Origin of the sequence: Akkermansia sp. GGCC_0220, assembly GCF_017566105.1 — a bacterium.
In the GTDB taxonomy this organism is placed as follows: domain Bacteria; phylum Verrucomicrobiota; class Verrucomicrobiia; order Verrucomicrobiales; family Akkermansiaceae; genus Akkermansia; species Akkermansia massiliensis.
In genome coordinates this window covers 63,962-82,860 of sequence record NZ_JABFCI010000001.1, presented here as the reverse complement: position 1 = coordinate 82,860, position 18,899 = coordinate 63,962, and the positions used below count along the sequence as shown (strand labels likewise).

Here is an 18,899-nt window from a genome sequence, read left to right as displayed (position 1 = left end):
CTGAAAACGGAAATCCTTCCCCGCTGCGGGAAGGAGGGTGCAAGGCGCGTCATGGGCGCATCATGTCCTGTTCGCGCCGGGGGTGACAAGACAAAAATGGAGAACTCCGGTTGGAAAAACGGGATGGCGCGCGGCGGCTGAAAAAAGGAAGCGTCCATAAAGCGGCGGAATGTTCAAAGAAAAATTTTTTTGGCTTGTCATACCGGTCTCTTTGGTATTTCATCCGTCTCATGAACCCTTATGGGAAGGGTTACAGACCTCAGGGACGCCCGTAGCCGGGCAGGAAATAGATTGGGGAATACCGGTGTGAATCCGGAGCGGTACCGCCACTGTAAGCGAGCCTGTCTCGCAAGCCAGAAGACCAGCCTGTGGGGTTGTCCAACTGTTCGGCGAGTTACCGAACGTAAGGCACCACAACCATGCTTTATACGAAGAAAGCCCTTCAGATGGGCGCTATTGCCGTTGGCCTTGCCGCATTCGCAGGCCAGTCCTCTCTTGCCGAGTCCGCTAAAAAAGAAGACTCCAAGCCCTCCGCCAGTTCGGAAACCATGCAGGTCATGCCGGAATTGACCATGGCGTCCCACTTTACGGGCGTGCCGTACAACCGGTCCGGGGTATCCGTTTCCATCATCAATCCGGAAGAATTCCAGAAAGCGGGCATTGAAACCCTGACAGGAGCCCTTTCCCAGACTCCCGGCGTCTTCACGCTGGACGGCGGCGGCACCTGGCAGCGCGGTTCCGTGAGCAACACCGTCATCCGCGGGATGAACAAGGAAACCTACACCCTGACCATGGTTGACGGCATGCGCATCAGTGATGTCAACATGTCCGGCAACAAGCTGCTGGGGATCACCAATCTGTTTACGGTGGGCAATGTGGAAGTGGTGAAGGGCGCCCAGGGCGCCGTCTTCGGTTCCGGCGCCATTGGCGGCGTTGTCGCCATGGACACCCCGGAAGGGGAAGGCGATCCCGTGACCAGGATTTTTGCGGAAGCCGGTTCTTTCCATTCCTTCAACAGCTACGCGACTTCCTCAGGCAAGATCAAGAAGCTTTCCTACTTTGTGGGCGTGGGGTTTGAATCCACGGAGAACGATCCCACCATTTATCCGGCCATTTATGACAACCGGAAAGGCATGAACGACTTCCGCCAGTGGCAGGAAGCCGTGCGCCTGGGCTATGACGTCAATGACAAGGTGAAGGTGGGCTTTACCTACCGCCGTCTGGACTCCTACTTTGAATACCCCACCCCGTATGTGGATTACGACCAGTGGCCCGCCGTGACGGACCCCCACCTGTACAACACGGAAGACAAGAACCGCAGCAATCTGGTGACGGGGCGCGTGGATGCGGAAATTACCAAGCTGTGGTCCACCAGCTTCATGATCGGGCATTACAACATGGATTATTCCGCGCACACGCCGGGCTTCGATTTCCAGCCCAACGTGATGCGCAACCGCCGCTTCCAGACGGAATGGCGCAATGCTCTTACGTGGAACAAGGAATGGAAGACGGTCGCCGGCATGGCCTGGGACCGCTCCGACTACATGAGCGAAAACAATTACGTGGCCAAGGATGAATGGCAGAGCACGCTTGCCTTCTTTGCGGAGCAGATGTGGGCGCCCACGGACAACTTTGACGCCAGCGTGGCCCTGCGCCTGGAGCATGATTCCGTCTGGAACAACCACTTCACGTGGCGTTATTCCAATTCCTGGAAGGTGACGGGCAAGGATTCCCCCACCCGTATTTTCGGTTCCGTGGGTTCCGGCTTCCGCGCCCCCACCTACTTTGAACAGTACGCCGCCAATTACGGCTACGTGGGCAATCCGGACCTGGACGTGTCCAAATCCCTGGGCGGAGACCTGGGCGTGGAACAGCGCCTGGCGGACAACCATTACGCTTCCGTGACGGGGTTCTGGACCCGCATCAACGATGAAATCGGCACCAGGAGCGTAGGTACCTGGCCCAACTCCTACACGACTTACGACAACTTCTCCCACGCCACTTCCTATGGCGTGGAAGTAGCGTTCAAGGGGCAGTTCAAGGATGCGTGGAACAGCGGCTATTATGCCAACTACACCTTCACGATGCCCAAGCGCGACTCCATCGGCAACTATGAAACCGTCCAGATGGCCAATACCGCCCGCCACACCATCAACGCGGAGGTTTACACCTCTCCGGTTGAAAAACTGACGGTCGGCTTCGGTGTAACCTCCGCCATGGGACGCACGGACTACAACTATGCCCGGCTGGACAACTTCTTTACGGTGCGTTTGTTCGCCAGGTACCAGGTGACGGACAATGTGGCGCTCCATGTGCGTGTGGAAAACCTGTTCGACCAGAATTTCATCATCACGAATGACTATAACTTCGGACCGCGCCAGGCCCGGGGGCTGGGAGTCTTCGGCGGCGTGACGGTCGAATTTTAATTGCTTTTCAGGACTAATTGTTGATTGCACCCCCATCTTCCGTCTTGCGGGCTGTTTCAGGCGAAGGGAACAGCTTCGGGCGGAAGATGGGCTTTTTGTTTTCCGGTGGTTCCGGAATCGGTTAACATGCGGCGGTAATCTGAGCTGTGTTTCGCTGGCTGTACATTCTGGGGGCGCTGGTCCTCGCCGTCTTTCTTGCAGGAGTTTTTTACTTCTCCCAGCGGGAAGCGGACGTTTGGCATGAGGCCTCCGGTCAGGCGGACGGCAGGGGCATGCCTGCCGTATTTGACGGCTTCGTGGAACGGTGGAACAGGTCTGTGGAACGGGAACTGCTCCGGGAACTGGCAGGCGGCGAGCGGAAGAAAAGCCTGCTGTCCGTCTCCCGTGGCGATGGGGATGGGCGGCGTCTGGCCGAGCAGGAGCGTTCCGTGGAACGCATCGGCAGAAGGCTGGAGCTGAAAGACCATATCCGCCAGCTTCCTCTGGAGGAGGTTCCTGCGGGATTGGAATGGCATACCGGAATGGAGGAACCGGAAGTGGGTGACCCCCGCGCCGTGAAAGGGGGGCTGGTCCGGCTGTGGATCAATACGCCGTTTCCCGGAACCCTGCGGGCGTTCGGACCGGGAAGCGAAAACTTTTTCAACTATTCCGCCATTGATAACGTGTGGCTTCCCCTGGTGGGGCTGCATCCGGAAACCTTCCGGCCCATTCCGGGGCTGGCGGACCGCTGGGCCGTCTCCGCGGACGGGAAAACCGTTTTTTACCATCTGGACCCGGAAGCGACGTACTCGGACGGCCGTCCTGTAAATGCGCAGGACTTCCTGCTGAATATCTGCCTCCGCACGTCCGGCTTTGCCCGGGACCCCTTCTGGACCACCCTGTTCCGTTCCACGTATGACCAGATTACGGTGTACGGGGATTCCGTCATTGCCCTGACGCTGCCGTCCCCCGGGCCGCTGCTGCCCTACATGGCCTGTGTGGATTTCCATCCGGCCCATCCCGGTTTTTACCATGATTTCAATTCCCTGTTTCTGGAACGCTACCAGTGGAAGGCGCCCCCGAATACGGGGGGCTACGTGGTGGTTCCCGGTAAAATACGGATAGGCGAGCGCATTACCCTGGCCCGCGTGAAGGACTGGTGGGCGAAGGACAGGAAATACTACCGCTATTCCTGCAATGCGGACCAGGTGGAGCATGTATTTGTAAACCTGGAAAACAAGGCGGTTGAAATGTTCCGCCGCGGGGAGCTGGACATGATGAACGTCCGCAAGCCGGAAGTGTGGGAAAACAGGCTGGAACTGCCGGAAGTGCACCGGGGCTACATAGACAAGTACAGCCTGGAAGCCGGTTATGCCTGCCCCCCGTACGGCCTGTATCTGAACTGTGCGGACAAGCTTCTGAAAAACGCCGGCATTCGCAGGGGGCTGGCGCATTCCGTGAACATGGGCATGGTGATTGATACCCTGTTCCGCGGGAATATGAGAAGGCTGGGCTCCTACATGGAGGGGTACGGCGATCTGACGCTTCCGCTGAAAGCGCCGGAATACGGCAAGAAAAAAGCCATGGAATATTTTGCCCGCGCCGGCTACCGGGAAATGGGGGAAGACGGCGTGCTGAAGAATGAACGGGGGGAACGGCTGGTGGTGGAACTGACCTTCGCGGACTCCTCCACCCTGATGACCAACGTCTGTTCCATTCTCCGGCAGGAGGCCCTGAAATGCGGGGTGGACCTGCGCCTGGACCCCCTGACCTATAATGTCTGTTCCCGGAAGGTATTTGAAAAACGGTACCAGGCCGCCCTGTGGGCGTGGCCGCTCCAGACGCCGTTCCCCCGGCTGTATGAAACCTTTGCTTCCGAGCTGGCGTACGATGCCCGCGGCAACCCCGTGGGCAACACGAACAATATCTTTGCCGTGGCGGACACGGAACTGGATGCGGCCCTGGACGCGGAGCGGAATGCCCCGGATGGCGCCGCCCTGAAAAAAGCCCTTCACCGCGCCCAAAAGCGCATTCATGAACTCTGCGTCTGGATTCCCGGCTGGCGGGAACCCTACACGTACGTCGCCTGCTGGCGCTGGATACGCTGGCCGGAATCCCCCACGCGGTTCTGTTCCCCCCGGATTTACAACCCCCTGGAATCCCACTTGTACTGGGTGGATGAAAAAATGAAGAAGGAAACGCAGGAGGCCCGGCGCCGGGGCGTTCCGTTTGAGGAAAGGCATCAGGTGATACGTGTTGAAAGACCGGATGACGCCGCTCCGTAATAAAACCAGGCCGCCGGCTCCTTTTTAAATTGAAAGGAGGCGGTTTTTCATCATAATTCCCCTTATTATTCCCTAGAACCGTTTATTGACTCCATTATCATGAAAATATCACTTTTTTCCGCCCTGTTTCTGGCAGGCCACCTTTGCATGGCCGCTCCCATGCCCCTGCCGGAATCCAATGACGGCGCCAAGCATGTCTTCACCACCAACCAGGAAAACTTCCTGATGGACGGAAAGCCTGTCAAAATCATCTCCGGGGAAATGCACTACCCGCGCGTGCCGCGTGAGCACTGGCAGGACAGGTTCCAGCGCATGAAGGCCATGGGCATGAACACCGTCTGCACCTATCTGTTCTGGAACGTGCATGAACCGGAACCCGGCAAGTGGGACTTTTCCGGCAACCTGGACTTTGTGGAATTCATCAAGGAGGCGCAGAAGGCCGGCCTGTGGGTCATCGTGCGTCCGGGCCCTTACGTTTGCGCGGAATGGGAATTCGGCGGGTTCCCCGGCTGGCTGCTGAAGGATGAAGACCTGAAGGTCCGTTCCCAGGACCCCCGTTTCCTGGAACCGGCCATGGCTTATCTCAAGAAAGTCTGCTCCATGCTGGAACCGCTCCAGATCACCAAGGGCGGCCCCATCATCATGGCCCAGGTGGAAAACGAATACGGCTCCTACGGCTCCGACAAGGACTACGTGAAAAAACACCTGGAAGTCATCCAGAAGGAGCTTCCGGGCGTGGTGCCCTTTACCTCGGACGGCCCGAACGACTGGATGATCAACAACGGCACGCTGCCCGGCATCGTTCCCGCCATGAACTTCGGCGGCGGAGCCAAGGGCGCCTTTGCCAACCTGGAAAAGCACAAGGGCAAGACTCCCCGCATCAACGGCGAATTCTGGGTAGGCTGGTTTGACCACTGGGGCAAGCCCAAAAACGGCGGCAGTACGGAAGGCTTCAACCGCGACTTGAAGTGGATGCTGGAAAACAACGTCTCCCCCAACCTCTTCATGGCGCACGGGGGCACCTCCTTCGGCTTCATGAACGGGGCGAACTGGGAAGGGGCCTACACGCCGGACGTGACCAATTACGACTACGGCGCGCCCATCTCTGAAAACGGAACCCTGACGGACCGCTACCGCACGTTCCGCCAGACCATTCAGGACTATTACGGTGATACGTACAAGCTCCCGGAACCGCCCGCGCAGCCGGAAATGATGGAGCTGCCGCCCATCACGTTCACGGAGAAAGCCGGCATGTTCAACCGGCTCCCGCAGCCTGTCATCCGCAAGGAACCCGTGCACATGGAAGCCCTGGGGCAGAGCCTGGGCTTCATCCTGTACCGGACGAAGGTGAACGGCCCGGTGAAGGGCGAGTTGAAGATGAACAACATGCAGGACCGCGCCATCGTTTACGTGGACGGCAAAAGGCAGGGTGCGGCGGACCGCCGCTACAAGCAGGACGCCTGTGACGTGGTCATTCCCGCGGGTCTCCATACGGTGGACATCTTTGTGGAAAACATGGGCCGCATCAACTTCGGCGGACAAATCCAGGGAGAACGCAAGGGAATACGCGGCCCCATCACGCTGGACGGGAAGAAGCTGGAAAACTTCCTCATCTACAACCTCCCTTGCAAGGGCGTGGAGCTTCTGTCCTTCTCCGGCAAGAAGCCGGGCGGCGACCAGCCCGTGTTCCACCGTGGATATTTCAACGTCTCCAACCCCAAGGATACCTACCTGGACATGCGGGACGGCTGGAAAAAGGGCGTCGTGTGGGTGAACGGCCACAATCTGGGCCGCTTCTGGTTCATCGGCTCCCAGCAGGCGCTTTACTGCCCCGGCGAATACCTGAAACCGGGGAAAAATGAAATCGTGGTGCTGGACGTGGACGGCGGCTCCGGCACGGTGAAAGGCGTGAAGGAAGCCATTTACGAAGTCAACAGGGACCCTGCCATGGCGGACATCTTCCGCGTGGGCAAGCCCGTAGCTCCCGCTGCCAGCCAGCTCGTGCACAAGGGAACCTTCGCCAAGGGCGCGGACCAGCAGGAAATCAAATTCCGCGCTCCCGTCCAGGCCCGCTACATCGCCCTCGTCAGCAAGAACGCCCATGACAACGGTCCGCACGCCGCCATTGCGGAGCTGAATTTCCTGGATGCCTCCGGCAACCTGCTTCCCCGCGAACAGTGGTCCGTGGTCTATGCGGATTCCCATGAAACGGCGGGGGAAGCCGCCCAGGCGGGCCTGGTGATGGACAACCAGCCCACCACCTACTGGCACACCAAGTGGCAGGGAGACAATCCCAAGCACCCGCACATGATCGTGCTGGACCTGGGCAAGGTGCAGAAGCTCTCCGGCTTCCGCTACCTGCCGCGCCAGAACCGGGAAAACGGCCGCATCAAGGACTATGAAGTCTACGCGTCCCCCAAGCCGTTCAAGCCTGCCAAATAAGGATTCCCGGAAATCCTGATCTTTCCAGGGCCGCTCCATCCCAAAGGATGGAGCGGCCTTTTTCCTTTTGGATCACTTTTGGAGGCAACAGAATCTTCACGCGAACGCGGCATGCGCTGGTTTTAAGAACACGTGTTTGCTGATGCCTTGGTTACCGCATGGCATGCGTCTCCCCCCCCCCGGCATGAAAAAGGCGGCTCCGTGGTGTACGGAGCCGCCGGGAGGCAGTAATGAACTCAATGATTAATTGTTAGAAGTTCCAGGAGAAGCCCAGCTTGATGGTGTGGTAGCCGGGATCACTGTAGCCCTGAATCTGGTAATATTCATAGCCGATCAGGAAGTCAGCGCTCTTGGAGATGCTGAACTTGAACCCGGCCTGGGCTGCCCAGGAAAACTTGGTGGTGGAGATGGTGTGGGAACGGCTCCCGTCTTCCAGCCCGTGGATGGTGGTTTTAATGTCTCCGTACGTGGCGCCCGCCTTGCCGCCCAGATAGAACATCGTGTAATCGCCGATGGGGAGGTTCAGCGTATAACCGGCCATCATCGGAACGTAGGTGGAGCGGACGCTGGCGGTATAGGGGCCGCTGATGCCCAGGTCATGCACGCTGGGATGGTGGGAGCCTGCCAGAATGCCGCCGTTCAGGGAAATCTGATGAACAATGCTGCCGGTTTCAATGTAATTGAAAATGCTCAGATTGCCGCCGGCCACGTTGGGCATGGCATCCTTGGTGGCGATGCCGTAAGCTCCTTCCAGGGACATGCCGAACTGGCCGTCGTATTTGTCGGCGTGGTAGGCATTGGCGGCGGACACGGAGGCCACGAGGGCCAAACCTAGCAGTATAGTCTTGTTCATATGGGGATAAATGGTGAATTTAACTGTGGTTCATTCTTGGCAGTTTTCTCTTTTGAAGTCAAACATGAAATGTCAAATTTGCATGAAATCCCCGGGCGCCGGGAGATGAAGTTGCCAGAACGGGCCCGGTGGGGTACATTCTGCGCCATGGAACAACAAGCGTGTGATTTGCTGGTGACCGCTTCCCGCATGCTGGCGGGCGCGGGGCAGGCCGGCGCCGCCGGAAATGCGGCCGTCGCCGTCCGGGACGGGAAAATTCTGGAAACGGGGAGCGCCGCGGAACTGGAAGCCAGGTGGAAGCCTGCCGCCCGCAGGGACCTGGGAAATGTCCTGCTGATGCCGGGGCTGGTCAATGCCCATACGCACGTTCCGATGACCTTCTTGCGCGGCTTTGCGGATGACCTGCCTCTGATGGAATGGCTGACCGGGCATATTTTCCCTGTGGAAGCCCGCCTGACGGACAGAATCGTCTCCCTGGGGGCGCGGCTGGGCATGTATGAAATGATGCGGACGGGCACGACGGCTTTTGTGGACTCCTATTTGCTGGAAATCAACGTGCTCCGGGAGGCGGAGCGCATGGGAATGCGCTGTGTGGGCGGGGAGGCTCTTTTTGCGTTTCCCTCTCCGGCGTACGGCGGATGGGATGCGGCGGAAGCCCTGTACCGGGAGCAGGCGGCGCGCTTTGCGGGCCGCGGCAGGGTGCAGGTGGCCCTGATGCCGCACAGCGTATACACCACCAGTGACGACGTGCTCCGGCGTTCCATGAAGCTGGCGGAGGAACTGGACCTGATGCTGCATATCCATCTGTCCGAATCCGCTGGAGAAGTGGAGCAGTGCCGCTCCCTGCACGGGGACAGGCGCCCGGTGGCTTATGCCCGGGACATGGGGCTGCTGAATGAACGCACCGTGCTGGCCCACATGGTGGACGTGACGGATGAGGAACTGGAACTGGTAGCCTCTTCCGGAGCGGCAATCGCCCACAACCCGGTCAGCAATTTGAAACTGGCTTCCGGCTTCGCCCGCGTGCGGGACATGGCGCGGGCCGGCATTTCCGTCTCCCTGGGAACGGACGGAGCGTGCAGCAACAACAGCCTGGACATGTTTGAAACGATGAAGCTGGCCGCCCTTCTTGCCAAGGGATGCAGCGGGGACGCTACCGCGGTGCCCGCCACGCAGGCGCTGAACATGGCCACGGCGGAGGGCGCCCGCATCTTCCGGACGCCGGGGCTGGGGACGCTGGCTCCGGGAGCTCCCGCGGACATGGTTGCCCTGGACCTGGATGAACCGAACCTGTGCCCGATTTTCAACGAAGCGTCCCATGCCGTTTATGCCGCTTCCGGCAAGGACTGCGTGTTCACCATGGTGGAAGGAAACATCCTGTACGACTGCGGAACCTACACGGACGGCCTGTACGCAGACACCGCCGCGGAAATGCGGGACCTGGTGGAGTGGCTGAAGGGGAAGGAATAAAGACGGAAGACTAAATACAAAAGAGAAAATAGTCTTTAACAGGCATTTCCCCTCTATTTAATCTTTAGTCTTTCATCTTTTGTCATTGGGGCGCCGTTCAGGCGGCGCATGCTCATATTCCTTCTTTACCCGCAAGGGGGGATGCCTTTATAGTAATTTCATGCAATATGATCTCATCGTCATTGGTGGAGGCCCTGCCGGCTATGTGGGCGCCATCCGCGCCGCCCAGCTGGGAAAATCCGTGGTGTGCGTGGAACGCGACCGGGTAGGGGGCACCTGTCTGAACTGGGGTTGCATCCCCACCAAGGCGCTTCTGAAAAATGCGGAGGCTTACCTGACCGTGACGGCCCGGGCCAAGGAATTCGGCATGACGGTGGAAGGCGTCAGCGTGGACTGGAGCGAAGTGATCGGCCGTTCCCGCAAGGTCAGCGACCGCCTGGCCGGCGGCGTGGGTTTCCTGTTTAAGAAAAACAAGGTGGACTCCGTTACGGGGGAAGCCTCCATCACCGCCCCCGGCAAGGTGGAAGTGAAGGCCGCCGACGGAACGACGAGCGTTCTGGAAGGGAAAAACATCCTGATCAGCACCGGCTGCGTCACCCGCACGGTGCCCAGCCTGCCCCTCAACGGCACCACCATCATCGGTTCCAAGGAAGCCATGGTGCTGGAAAAGCGGCCTGAAAGCATGATCATCATCGGTTCCGGCGCCATTGGCACGGAATTCACCTACATTTACAACTCCTTCGGCACCAAGGTAACGCTCATTGAAGCGCTTCCGCGCATGCTTCCCAATGAAGACGACGACTCCTGCCAGACGCTGGAACGCGCGTTCAAGAAGCAGGGCATCAAGGTCATGACGGGAGCCTCCGTGGAATCCGTCACGGAAACCTGCGACGGCAAGGTCAAGGCCAACGTGAAAAACAGCAAGGGACAGGAAGAGGAAATCACGGCGGACGTCTGCCTGGTGGCCATCGGCGTGAAGCCGGTCGTTCCCGCCGCTCCCGGCCTGGAGCTGACGGAAAAGGGATTCATCAAGGTGAATGACCGCTACGCCACATCCATTCCCGGCGTTTACGCGGCGGGCGACGTGATCGGCGGCGTGCTGCTGGCGCATACGGCCACCTTTGAAGCCGTGCAGGCCGTGGAAGGCATGTTTAAGCCGGACTACCAGCCCAGGCAGGTCGGCTTCTTCCCAAGCTGCACGTACTGCTACCCGCAGGTGGCTTCCGTGGGTAAAACGGAACGCGCCCTCAAGGAAGCGGGCGTGGAGTACAAGGTGGGCAAATTCCCCTTCCAGGCCATTGGCAAGGCTGTGGCCGCCGGAGAAACGGACGGCTTCGTGAAAACCCTGTACGGCGCCAAACACGGCGAACTGCTGGGCGCCCACATCGTGGGGCCGGAAGCCACGGAACTGATTGCCACGCTGGGCGTCGGCATTCAGGCGGAACTGACGGACGAGGATATTCACGCCACCATCTTTGCCCATCCCACGCTGTCGGAAGCCATCCATGAATCCATGCTGGCTTCCGAGGGAATCGCCATCCACATGTAACGGTTTTCACGGGAAGAGCCCCGGAACGGGGCTCTTTTTCTCCGTTAAAAAAGATGAACGGTACCCTGCGCTGGAAACAAAGGCTTCAAAACCTGAATAAGGCTTTTTCCCGGTTGCGCCATGCTTGCGCGTTGCCGGAATACAATGAATTGGAAATGGCCGGACTGGTGCAGACTTATGAATTTACGTTTGAGCTGTGCTGGAAAACGTTGAAAGATAAACTGGTCTATGACGGCTACAGCGTTAACAGCCCCCGCGAAGCCATCAGGCAGGCGTTTGGCGCAGGCTTGATAGGCCATATTGATTGCTGGTTTCAGGCGTTGGAAAGCCGCAATTTGTTTGTACATACTTATGATGATTCCAGCGCGGAAGAGGCGGTTTCCCTGATTAAGGGAAAATTCTTTTCCATGCTGGCCCCATGTGTGGAAAATCTGAACATGATGGCGGAGAAAGAGGACTGAACGATGGCCTGACGGCCAAGGTGCGCTCAGGCATCCGGGAAATTCTTTCACAGACTCCGCAGATTAGGAAAGCCGTTTTATTCGGTTCCCGCGCCCTGGGCACGTGGAAGCCTGCGTCCGATATCGATCTTGCCCTGGAGGGCGAGGACCTGGATTTGTCCGTCCTTTTGACTCTCCAAGCGCGTCTCACGGAGTTGAACCTGCCTGTGGAGGTAGACTTGATTATTCGTAACAGAATCACCAATCCTGATTTGGAGCGTCATATCCATGCTTATGGCAAGGAGTGGTTTTCCCGTTCCATGGAATGAAGGGATTTTGATCCCGGAGAACCCCTGTAAAACAGGAAAGACATTCAGTCTTTCCTCTTTAGTATTTAGTCTTTTTCTCCCCGGTCCTCATAGCTCAAACACCGGATTCTCCACGGCGTTTTTCACCGCAATAAGGAACTGCACGGCCTGCTTGCCGTCCACCAGGCGGTGGTCATAGGAAAGGGCCAGGTACATCATGGGCCGGGCGACGATCTGGCCGTCCCGGACCACGGGGCGTTCCTGAATGGCGTGCATGCCCAGAATGCCGCTCTGGGGCGGGTTCAGAATGGGGGTGGAGAGCAGGGAACCGTAGGTTCCCCCGTTGGAGATAGTGAAGCAGCCCCCTTGCAGGTCCTGCATGGACAAGCTTCCGCCGCGCACTTTTTCCGCCAGGGCGGCGAGTTCCAGTTCCAGTTCCGGGAGCGTTTTCCGGTCGCAGTCCCGCAGCACGGGGACCACGAGGCCCTTGTCCGTGCCGATGGCTACGGAAATATCGTAATACAGGTTTTCCACAATGTCCGTGCCGTCAATTCTGGCGTTGACCTGGGGCACTTCCTGAAGGGCCTTGACCACCGCCTTGATGAAGAAGCTCATGAAACCGAGCTTGGTGCCGTACCGTTCCCGGTACGCCGCATTGAATTGTTTGCGGAGCTCCATCACGGCGGACATGTCGCACTCATTGAAGGTGGTGAGGATGGCCGCCTGATGCTGGGCCTCCACCAGCCGGGCCGCGATGGTGCGGCGCAGGGGGCTCATGGGTTTCCTGATGAAACGCGGGGGAGCCTCCTTTTCAGGCTTTCCGCTCTCTCCAGCGGAATTCTGTTCCGGGGCGGACATTTGCTTTTCCGATTTTTGCTCCGGGGATTCAGTCCTGGCGGCGGGGGCTGTGGAAGAGGGTTCCTCCCGTGTTTCCGGCGCTACGGTTTTCTGCGGTTCCGGCGGCGCGGGAGCCTCTTCCTTTTCCGGTGCGGCTGCGGTTCCGTCAGCGGAGGAGATATGGCCCAGGACAGCCCCGATAGGAGCTTCCGCTCCTTCCGGGACGAGGATTTCCAGCACGCCGCTTTCGTCCGCCTCCAGGTCCGTGGAAACCTTGTCCGTTTCCAGCGTCACCAGGGTGTCGCCTTTGGCTACTGGGTCACCGGCATTCTTGTGCCACGCGGCTACGGTGGCGGTGGTGATGGATTCTCCGAAGTTGGGGATCAGGATGTCGCTCATGGGAGGAAGATGGGTTCAGGATTGCGCCCGCGGCCCGAAGGCGGTGGCGATGAGTCTTTTTTGCGCGGCGGCGTGCAGGGCCTTGGCGCCCTCCGCAGGGCAGGCCATGGGCGGCCGCCCTGCATAGCGGAAGGAGGTGGCGAAGAGGCGCCCCATCCTGTTCCGCAGGTGGCCCCAGGCCCCCATGTTGGAGGGTTCCTCCTGGCACCAGACGAAGTCGCGCACCTTCTGGTAGGGGGCCAGCAGGTAGGTGAGCTGTTCCTGGGCCAGCGGGTAGATTTGTTCCAGCCGGATGATGACGGTATCTGAAATGTTCCGCTCTTTCCGGTAGGCGGCCAGGTCATAATAAACTTTCCCGGTGCAGAAGACGGCGCGTGTCACCTGGTCCGGCGCGGGAGCGTCCGGGTCCGGCAGCACTTCATGAAAGCGGGAGGGAGCCAGGAATTCCCGGTGGGGGGAGACGGCCTCCGCCCGGGAGAGCAGGCTTTTGGGCGTGAAGACGATCAGCGGCTTGTGCACGTTCTGGTGCACCTGGCGGCGCAGGGCGTGGAAGTACTGCGCCGGGGTAGTGGGATTGATGACCTGCATGTTGTCATCCGCGCAGAGCTGGAGATAGCGTTCCATCCGGGCACTGGAATGTTCCGAGCCCGCCCCTTCATAGCCGTGGGGGAGCAGCAGCACGATGCGGTTTTTCTGGTGCCATTTGGCCTCCGCGGCTGCAATGAACTGGTCCACGATGACCTGCGCCCCGTTGGCGAAGTCCCCGAACTGGGCCTCCCACATGACCAGCGCGTCCGGGCTGTCCAGCGCGTAGCCGTATTCAAAGCCCAGGACGGAGGCCTCCGAGAGGGAGGAGTTGTAAATGCGGAACGTGGTGGTGCCGTGGTTCAGCTTTTCCAGGGGGGTATACAGGGAGCCGTCGTTGAAATCATGCAGGACGGCGTGCCTGTGGGAGAAGGTGCCGCGCTGGCAGTCCTGGCCGGACAGGCGGATGTGGTGGTCTTCCGTAAGCAGGCTGCCCCAGGCCAGGGCTTCCGCCATGCCCCAGTCCAGCAGTCCGCCGTCACGGAAGGCTTCCCGGCGGCGTGAGAGGAAGCGTTTTTCCAGCGTGGGGTGCGGGGTGAAGCCGTCCGGCAGTTCCGTCAGGATGTTTCCGACGCTTTGGAACAGTTCGGGACTGATCCCCGTGCGTACGCTGGTGCGCGGGATGGGCGTTTCATCCGCGTCCTGCGAGGTGGCGGGGAGGATGTAATCCGCCGGGTTTTCCTTCATCTGCTGCAAGGCCTGTTCCATCCCGTCCCAGATGTGTTCCCGGATGTCATGCTCCTGCTGTTCCGTCAGTTCTCCGCGCTCCCTGAGTTCCGTTCCGTACAGGGCGGCTGCGGTGGGGCGCGCCTCAATCCGCTTGGTATGCATGGGTGCGGTGAAGGCGGCCTGGTCCGTTTCATTGTGGCCCAGGCGGCGGTAGCAGTACATGTCCAGAATGATGTCCCGCCCGAACTTCTGGCGGAACTGGAGCGCGAATTCCGCCGCCCACACCAGGTCCTCCGGGCTTTCCCCGTTGATGTGCAGGATGGGGGACTGGAGCATCTGCGCCACGTCCGTGGCGTAGCGGGAGGAACGGGCCTCGTCCGGTCCGGTGGTGAAGCCGATCTGGTTGTTGATGATGAGGTGCACGGTGCCTCCCGTGCGGTAGCCTTTCAGCAGGGAAAGATTGAGCACTTCCGCCACGAGCCCCTGTCCTGCGAAGGCGGCGTCCCCGTGGAGGACGAGCGGCAGCACATGCTTGCGTTCCGCGTCTTCCAGGTTGTGCTGCATGGCCCTGGCTCGTCCTTCCACCACGGGATAGACGGCTTCCAGGTGGCTGGGATTGGAGGAGAGGCGCACGTGGAGTTCCTGCCCGTCCACGTGGCGCGTGGTGGCGTAGCCCAGGTGGTACTTCACGTCGCTCCTGCCGATGGGGGATTCCGGCAGGTAGTCCGGCGTGAATTCGTGGAAGATGGTTTTCAGGGGCTTGTGGAGGATGTTGGCAAGCACGTTCAGCCTTCCGCGGTGGGCCATGCCCATTTCAATGTGGGATACGCCGACGGCGGGGCACCGCTTGACGAGCGCATCCAGCAGGACGATGGCGCCTTCCCCTCCTTCCAGGGAGAACCGTTTTTCCCCGATGAAGCGCTTGCCCAGGAATTCCTCAAACAATTCCGCCTTGCAGAGATGGAAGAAGGCGTCCCGCCGGACTTCCGGACCGTAATCCACGCCGTTCGCCCGGAGCTTGATCTTTTCTTCAATCCAGGAGCGGATTTCCAGGTTGTCTATGTGGTGGTATTCGAACCCGATGGCTCCGCAGTAGGTTTTTTGCAGGTGGCTGATGATTTCACGCAGGGTGAACGTCCGGCCGTCCATGAACGTGCCGATGTTGGCGGGCTGGTCCATGTCCTCCTCCCGGAAGCCCATTTCCTCCAGGTTGACGGGGGTGCACGCCTTGTCCGGGGAGGCCAGGGGATTGAAGTGGGAGCACTGGTGCCCCATGACCCGGTACGCGCGGATAAGCTGGTTGACGCGCCCGCGGCATTCCGCGCTTTCCGGCGGGACGGTGTAGGGGGAGGCATCCGTGTAGTTCCCTGCGTTTCCTTTTTCCTGCGGAGCGTTGCCGCTCCCCAGTTCATAGCCCTCAAACCAGGCGGCCCAGAGAGGGTCTACGGACAGGGGATCGTTTTTCCATGATTGGTGGAGCGCCGTGATTTCCTCAGGCGGGAGTCTGGAGAAGATGGAGGCGTTCATGCCGAAAGATGGGTTGATACGGGGCTATTCCATGTTCACTAATCGCTATTCTCTGCCCGCAGGGCGTCAATAGCTGTGTTCGTTGAGCTGGACCTTCCCGCGGAAGACCCAGTAGATGGCGGCGGAGTAGGCCAGGACGAGCGGCACGCCCAGGATGGCGATGTACGTCATCACGACCAGGCTTTCACGCGTGGAGGAGCCGTTGACGAGCGTCAGGGAGTTCTCCGGGTTGGGCATGGAATAGAGCAGGTTGGGGAACATGGCCGCCCCGAAGAGGGCCATCATGCAGCCCATGGTGGAGCAGGAGGCGACGAAGGCCCAGCCCGGACGGTTCCTGTGGATGAAGATCCAGATGGCGGTGATGGAAATGACCGCCAGCACCGCGATGCCGTAAATCCAGGGGGAGCGGTGCAGGGCCGCCGCTACGTGCGGCACGTACAGCAGGGTGGCCGCTCCGTGAAGGATGATCAGGACGGTGAAGATGATGACGCAGGGCCTGAGCAGTTTTTTGATCTGTTCCTGCAGGCTTCCCTGAGTTTTCATCAGGAGGTAGATGCCTCCGTGCATGGCGAACAGGGCCACCGTCGTCAGCCCCAGAAGAACGGAGTAGGGGTTCAGCAGGCTGAGGAAGGTTCCGGTGAAGTTGCCCTGGTCGTCCAGCGGAATGCCCTTGGTGACGTTCCCCATGGCTACGCCGATGAGCAGGGCGGCCAGGAGGCTGCTGATGGAAAAGGTGGTGTCCCACCCCCTGCGCCACCATTTCATGGGCTGCTTGCTCCGGAATTCGATGGAGACGGCGCGGAAGATGAGGGTGAGCAGCAGGAGCATGAAGGCCAGGTAAAACCCGGAGAAGACGGAGGCGTACACGTACGGGAAGGCGGCGAAGAGGGCGCCGCCCCCCGTGATGAGCCAGACTTCGTTTCCGTCCCATACAGGGCCCACGGCGTTTAGCGTGAGCCTTCTGTTTTCATCACCCTTGATGAAAAGCTGAAGGGCTCCGGTGCCCAGGTCAAAGCCGTCCAGAATGGCATATCCGGAGAAGAGCACGCCGACGAGGATGAACCAGATGATTTGCAGGTCTGTAAGAGTAAGATTGTCCAACATGGTTTTAAGAGGGGCTGAAGGTTAGTCTTTGACGAAGGGGACCTGGAGCTTGCCTTCCCCGGTGCCGTCGTCTTCGTTTGCTTCCTGGTCCGGACCCTTGTGGATTTTATGGGTGATCTGATAGAGGAAGAGGGCCAGCAGCAGGGCATAAATGACGAAGAACATGCCCAGGGAGGAAAGGGCTTCCGCCGCGGTGAGGGTGGGGGATACGGCATGTTCCGTTCTCAGGATGCCGTACACGATCCATGGCTGGCGCCCCATTTCCGCCACGGCCCAGCCCACCTGGTTGGCTATTTGGGGGCCCAGCACGGAGAAGACGAAGCACCAGAGCAGCCAGCGCTTCTGGAAGAGCCAGCCTTTTTTCCAGCCCCACAGGCCCACCAGGAACAGGGCCCCCAGGGCGCAGCCGATCAGGATCATGATGTGGAAGGAGTAGAAGACGGGCAGGATGGGGGGGCGTTCGTCCTGCGGGATGTCGTTCATGCCGGTGATGGTCGTATCCAGGTCATGATGGGTCAGGAAGGTGAGCATGTACGGGATGGAGATGCCCGTCACTTCATGGGTGGACGGGTTCATCCAGCCGACGAGGTGGAGGGCCAGCGGAGCGCCGGTTTCCATCACGCCTTCCATGGCGGCGAATTTGGCGGGCTGGTGGATGGAGACTTCACGTGCGCTGGAGTCCCCCGTGATGCCCATGCCCACCACGCCGATGAGGCCGATGACCAGGGCCACCTTGAAGCTTTTTTCAGCTCCTCCGGTGAAGCGTTTTTTCAGGATGTACCAGGCGGAGACGCTGAGGACGAGCGTGGCCCCCGCCAGCCAGCAGCCGGCCAGCGCATGCGTCAGGCGGTCCACGGTGGACGGGTTGAACACCACGTCATAGAAGCTGGTGATATGGGCCTGGATTTTCCCGTTCACTTCCACCAGCTTGTACCCGGCGGGCGTCTGCATCCAGGAGTTCGCCACAATGATCCAGATGGCGCTGAAATGGGCGCCCAGGGCGACCATGCAGGAGGAGAAGAAGTGCATTTTGGGGCCCACCTTGTCCCAGCCGAAGAGCAGGATGGCCAGGAAGCCGGATTCCAGGAAGAAGGCGAAGATGCCTTCCGCCGCCAGAGGGCTGCCGAAGATGTCGCCCACGCAGCGGGAATAGTCAGCCCAGTTGGTGCCGAACTGGAATTCCATCACGATGCCGGAGGCCACGCCCAGGGCGAAGATGATGCCGAATATCTTGGTCCAGAATTTGGCCTGCTTGTGGTAGAGTTCGTTCTTCGTTTTCAGCCAGAGGCCTTCCAGCGCGACCAGAACCACCCCCAGGCCGATGGTCATCGGCGGGAAGATGTAGTGGAACATGATCGTAACGGCGAATTGAAGACGGGATAATAAGACCGGATCGTCCATGATTGCTTGGGGATGAGTGGATGTTTATGGAACAGGAGGCCGGCAGCCAAATACCGGTACCTTCATACTTTATACATCCCAAGAGGACCTTTGTTCAATTATTTTCCTTTTCCCTGAATAACTTTTTTAGATTGTATCTAAAAAAGAACGGTTTAGCACTGGATGAACACGTCCATCCCCTCTTCCGCCAGGGCAAAAAGATCCAGCATGTCGCGGGGGGAAAGGCGGATGCAGCCATGGGAGGCCGGGGCGCCCAGCAGGTCCGTATCATTGGTGCCGTGGATGTAGATGTAGCGGCTCCGCGTGTTGGCGTTGTGCGGTTCCAGGCCGTCCAGCCACAGGATGCGCGTCAGGATAAAGTCCGAATGTTCATCCAGGCTTTCCGGGATGGCGGCGGGGTAGCGGCCCGCCGGAAGGCGTGAGATGAAAATGGTGTCCTCCGGCTCTCCGTCCCCGATTTTTTGGCAGACGCGGAAATGTCCGGTGGGCGTTTTTCCGGAGCCCTCTTCATGGCCCGTGCCAGCTTTTCCGCTGGAAACGGGGCACCGGAGCAGGATGTTTCCGGATTCTTCCAGCACCAGCTCCTGGCGGGACAGGTCAATGCGTATGGAAGGGGCGGCCATGG

The 18,899-nt window shown here is 59.6% G+C and carries 13 protein-coding genes and 1 riboswitch; of the genes, 7 read left to right on the top strand and 6 right to left on the bottom strand.

All coding sequences use genetic code 11. From position 1 onward, the window contains the following. The first annotated feature begins 237 nt into the window (after positions 1 to 237). Positions 238 to 385, top strand: a riboswitch (cobalamin riboswitch). Between the two features lie 34 nt (positions 386 to 419). The 3 genes from HJW02_RS00330 to HJW02_RS00320 all read left to right on the top strand — a co-directional run bounded on the left by HJW02_RS00330 (position 420) and on the right by HJW02_RS00320 (position 7,132). After that, complete coding sequence (locus HJW02_RS00330; RefSeq protein ID WP_102721807.1) at positions 420 to 2,426, top strand: TonB-dependent receptor; 2,007 nt, start codon at positions 420 to 422, stop codon at positions 2,424 to 2,426. Between the two features lie 146 nt (positions 2,427 to 2,572). Then, on the top strand, positions 2,573 to 4,690 hold the full coding sequence (locus HJW02_RS00325; RefSeq protein ID WP_102721806.1) for an extracellular solute-binding protein: 2,118 nt from the start codon (positions 2,573 to 2,575) through the stop codon (positions 4,688 to 4,690). Positions 4,691 to 4,789: 99 nt separating this feature from the next. Beyond that, complete coding sequence (locus tag HJW02_RS00320) at positions 4,790 to 7,132, top strand: beta-galactosidase (RefSeq protein ID WP_102721805.1); 2,343 nt, start codon at positions 4,790 to 4,792, stop codon at positions 7,130 to 7,132. A gap of 250 nt (positions 7,133 to 7,382) precedes the next feature. On the opposite strand, the gene HJW02_RS00315 is transcribed toward HJW02_RS00320, so the two are convergent. After that, positions 7,383 to 7,985 (bottom strand): porin family protein, encoded by a 603-nt coding sequence (locus HJW02_RS00315; protein ID WP_022396750.1) that lies wholly within the window; start codon positions 7,983 to 7,985, stop codon positions 7,383 to 7,385. Between the two features lie 147 nt (positions 7,986 to 8,132). Between HJW02_RS00315 and HJW02_RS00310 the strand changes: the two genes are divergently transcribed. The 4 genes from HJW02_RS00310 to HJW02_RS00295 all read left to right on the top strand — a co-directional run bounded on the left by HJW02_RS00310 (position 8,133) and on the right by HJW02_RS00295 (position 11,773). Beyond that, a complete protein-coding gene (locus tag HJW02_RS00310; protein ID WP_180970933.1) occupies positions 8,133 to 9,455 on the top strand; it encodes an amidohydrolase in 1,323 nt (440 codons plus the stop codon). A 160-nt stretch (positions 9,456 to 9,615) separates the two neighbouring features. Continuing rightward, positions 9,616 to 11,004, top strand: a complete 1,389-nt coding sequence (gene lpdA, locus HJW02_RS00305; protein WP_102721803.1) for a dihydrolipoyl dehydrogenase — start codon at positions 9,616 to 9,618, stop codon at positions 11,002 to 11,004. A gap of 53 nt (positions 11,005 to 11,057) precedes the next feature. After that, positions 11,058 to 11,465, top strand: coding sequence for a nucleotidyltransferase substrate binding protein (locus tag HJW02_RS00300; protein ID WP_102721802.1), 408 nt, complete (start codon positions 11,058 to 11,060; stop codon positions 11,463 to 11,465). Then, positions 11,423 to 11,773: a nucleotidyltransferase domain-containing protein gene (locus tag HJW02_RS00295; RefSeq protein WP_102721801.1), complete on the top strand. Its 351-nt coding sequence runs from the start codon at positions 11,423 to 11,425 to the stop codon at positions 11,771 to 11,773. Before HJW02_RS00300 ends, HJW02_RS00295 begins: the two co-directional genes overlap by 43 nt. Before the next feature lie 87 nt (positions 11,774 to 11,860). On the opposite strand, the gene sucB is transcribed toward HJW02_RS00295, so the two are convergent. The 5 genes from sucB to HJW02_RS00270 form a co-directional block, all read right to left on the bottom strand. After that, positions 11,861 to 12,988: a dihydrolipoyllysine-residue succinyltransferase gene (gene sucB / locus HJW02_RS00290; RefSeq protein ID WP_102721800.1), complete on the bottom strand. Its 1,128-nt coding sequence runs from the start codon at positions 12,986 to 12,988 to the stop codon at positions 11,861 to 11,863. 15 nt (positions 12,989 to 13,003) lie between these two features. Next, the gene (locus HJW02_RS00285; protein ID WP_102721799.1) at positions 13,004 to 15,769 is read right to left on the bottom strand and encodes a 2-oxoglutarate dehydrogenase E1 component; all 2,766 of its coding nucleotides are present in this window, start codon (positions 15,767 to 15,769) and stop codon (positions 13,004 to 13,006) included. Between the two features lie 66 nt (positions 15,770 to 15,835). Then, positions 15,836 to 16,873 (bottom strand): cytochrome d ubiquinol oxidase subunit II, encoded by a 1,038-nt coding sequence (gene cydB, locus HJW02_RS00280; RefSeq protein WP_102721798.1) that lies wholly within the window; start codon positions 16,871 to 16,873, stop codon positions 15,836 to 15,838. Between the two features lie 21 nt (positions 16,874 to 16,894). Further along, complete coding sequence (locus HJW02_RS00275; protein ID WP_022396758.1) at positions 16,895 to 18,274, bottom strand: cytochrome ubiquinol oxidase subunit I; 1,380 nt, start codon at positions 18,272 to 18,274, stop codon at positions 16,895 to 16,897. A 152-nt stretch (positions 18,275 to 18,426) separates the two neighbouring features. Beyond that, entirely contained in the window at positions 18,427 to 18,897 is a 471-nt protein-coding gene (locus HJW02_RS00270) for a L,D-transpeptidase (protein WP_102721797.1), read from the bottom strand. Positions 18,898 to 18,899: the final 2 nt, after the last annotated feature.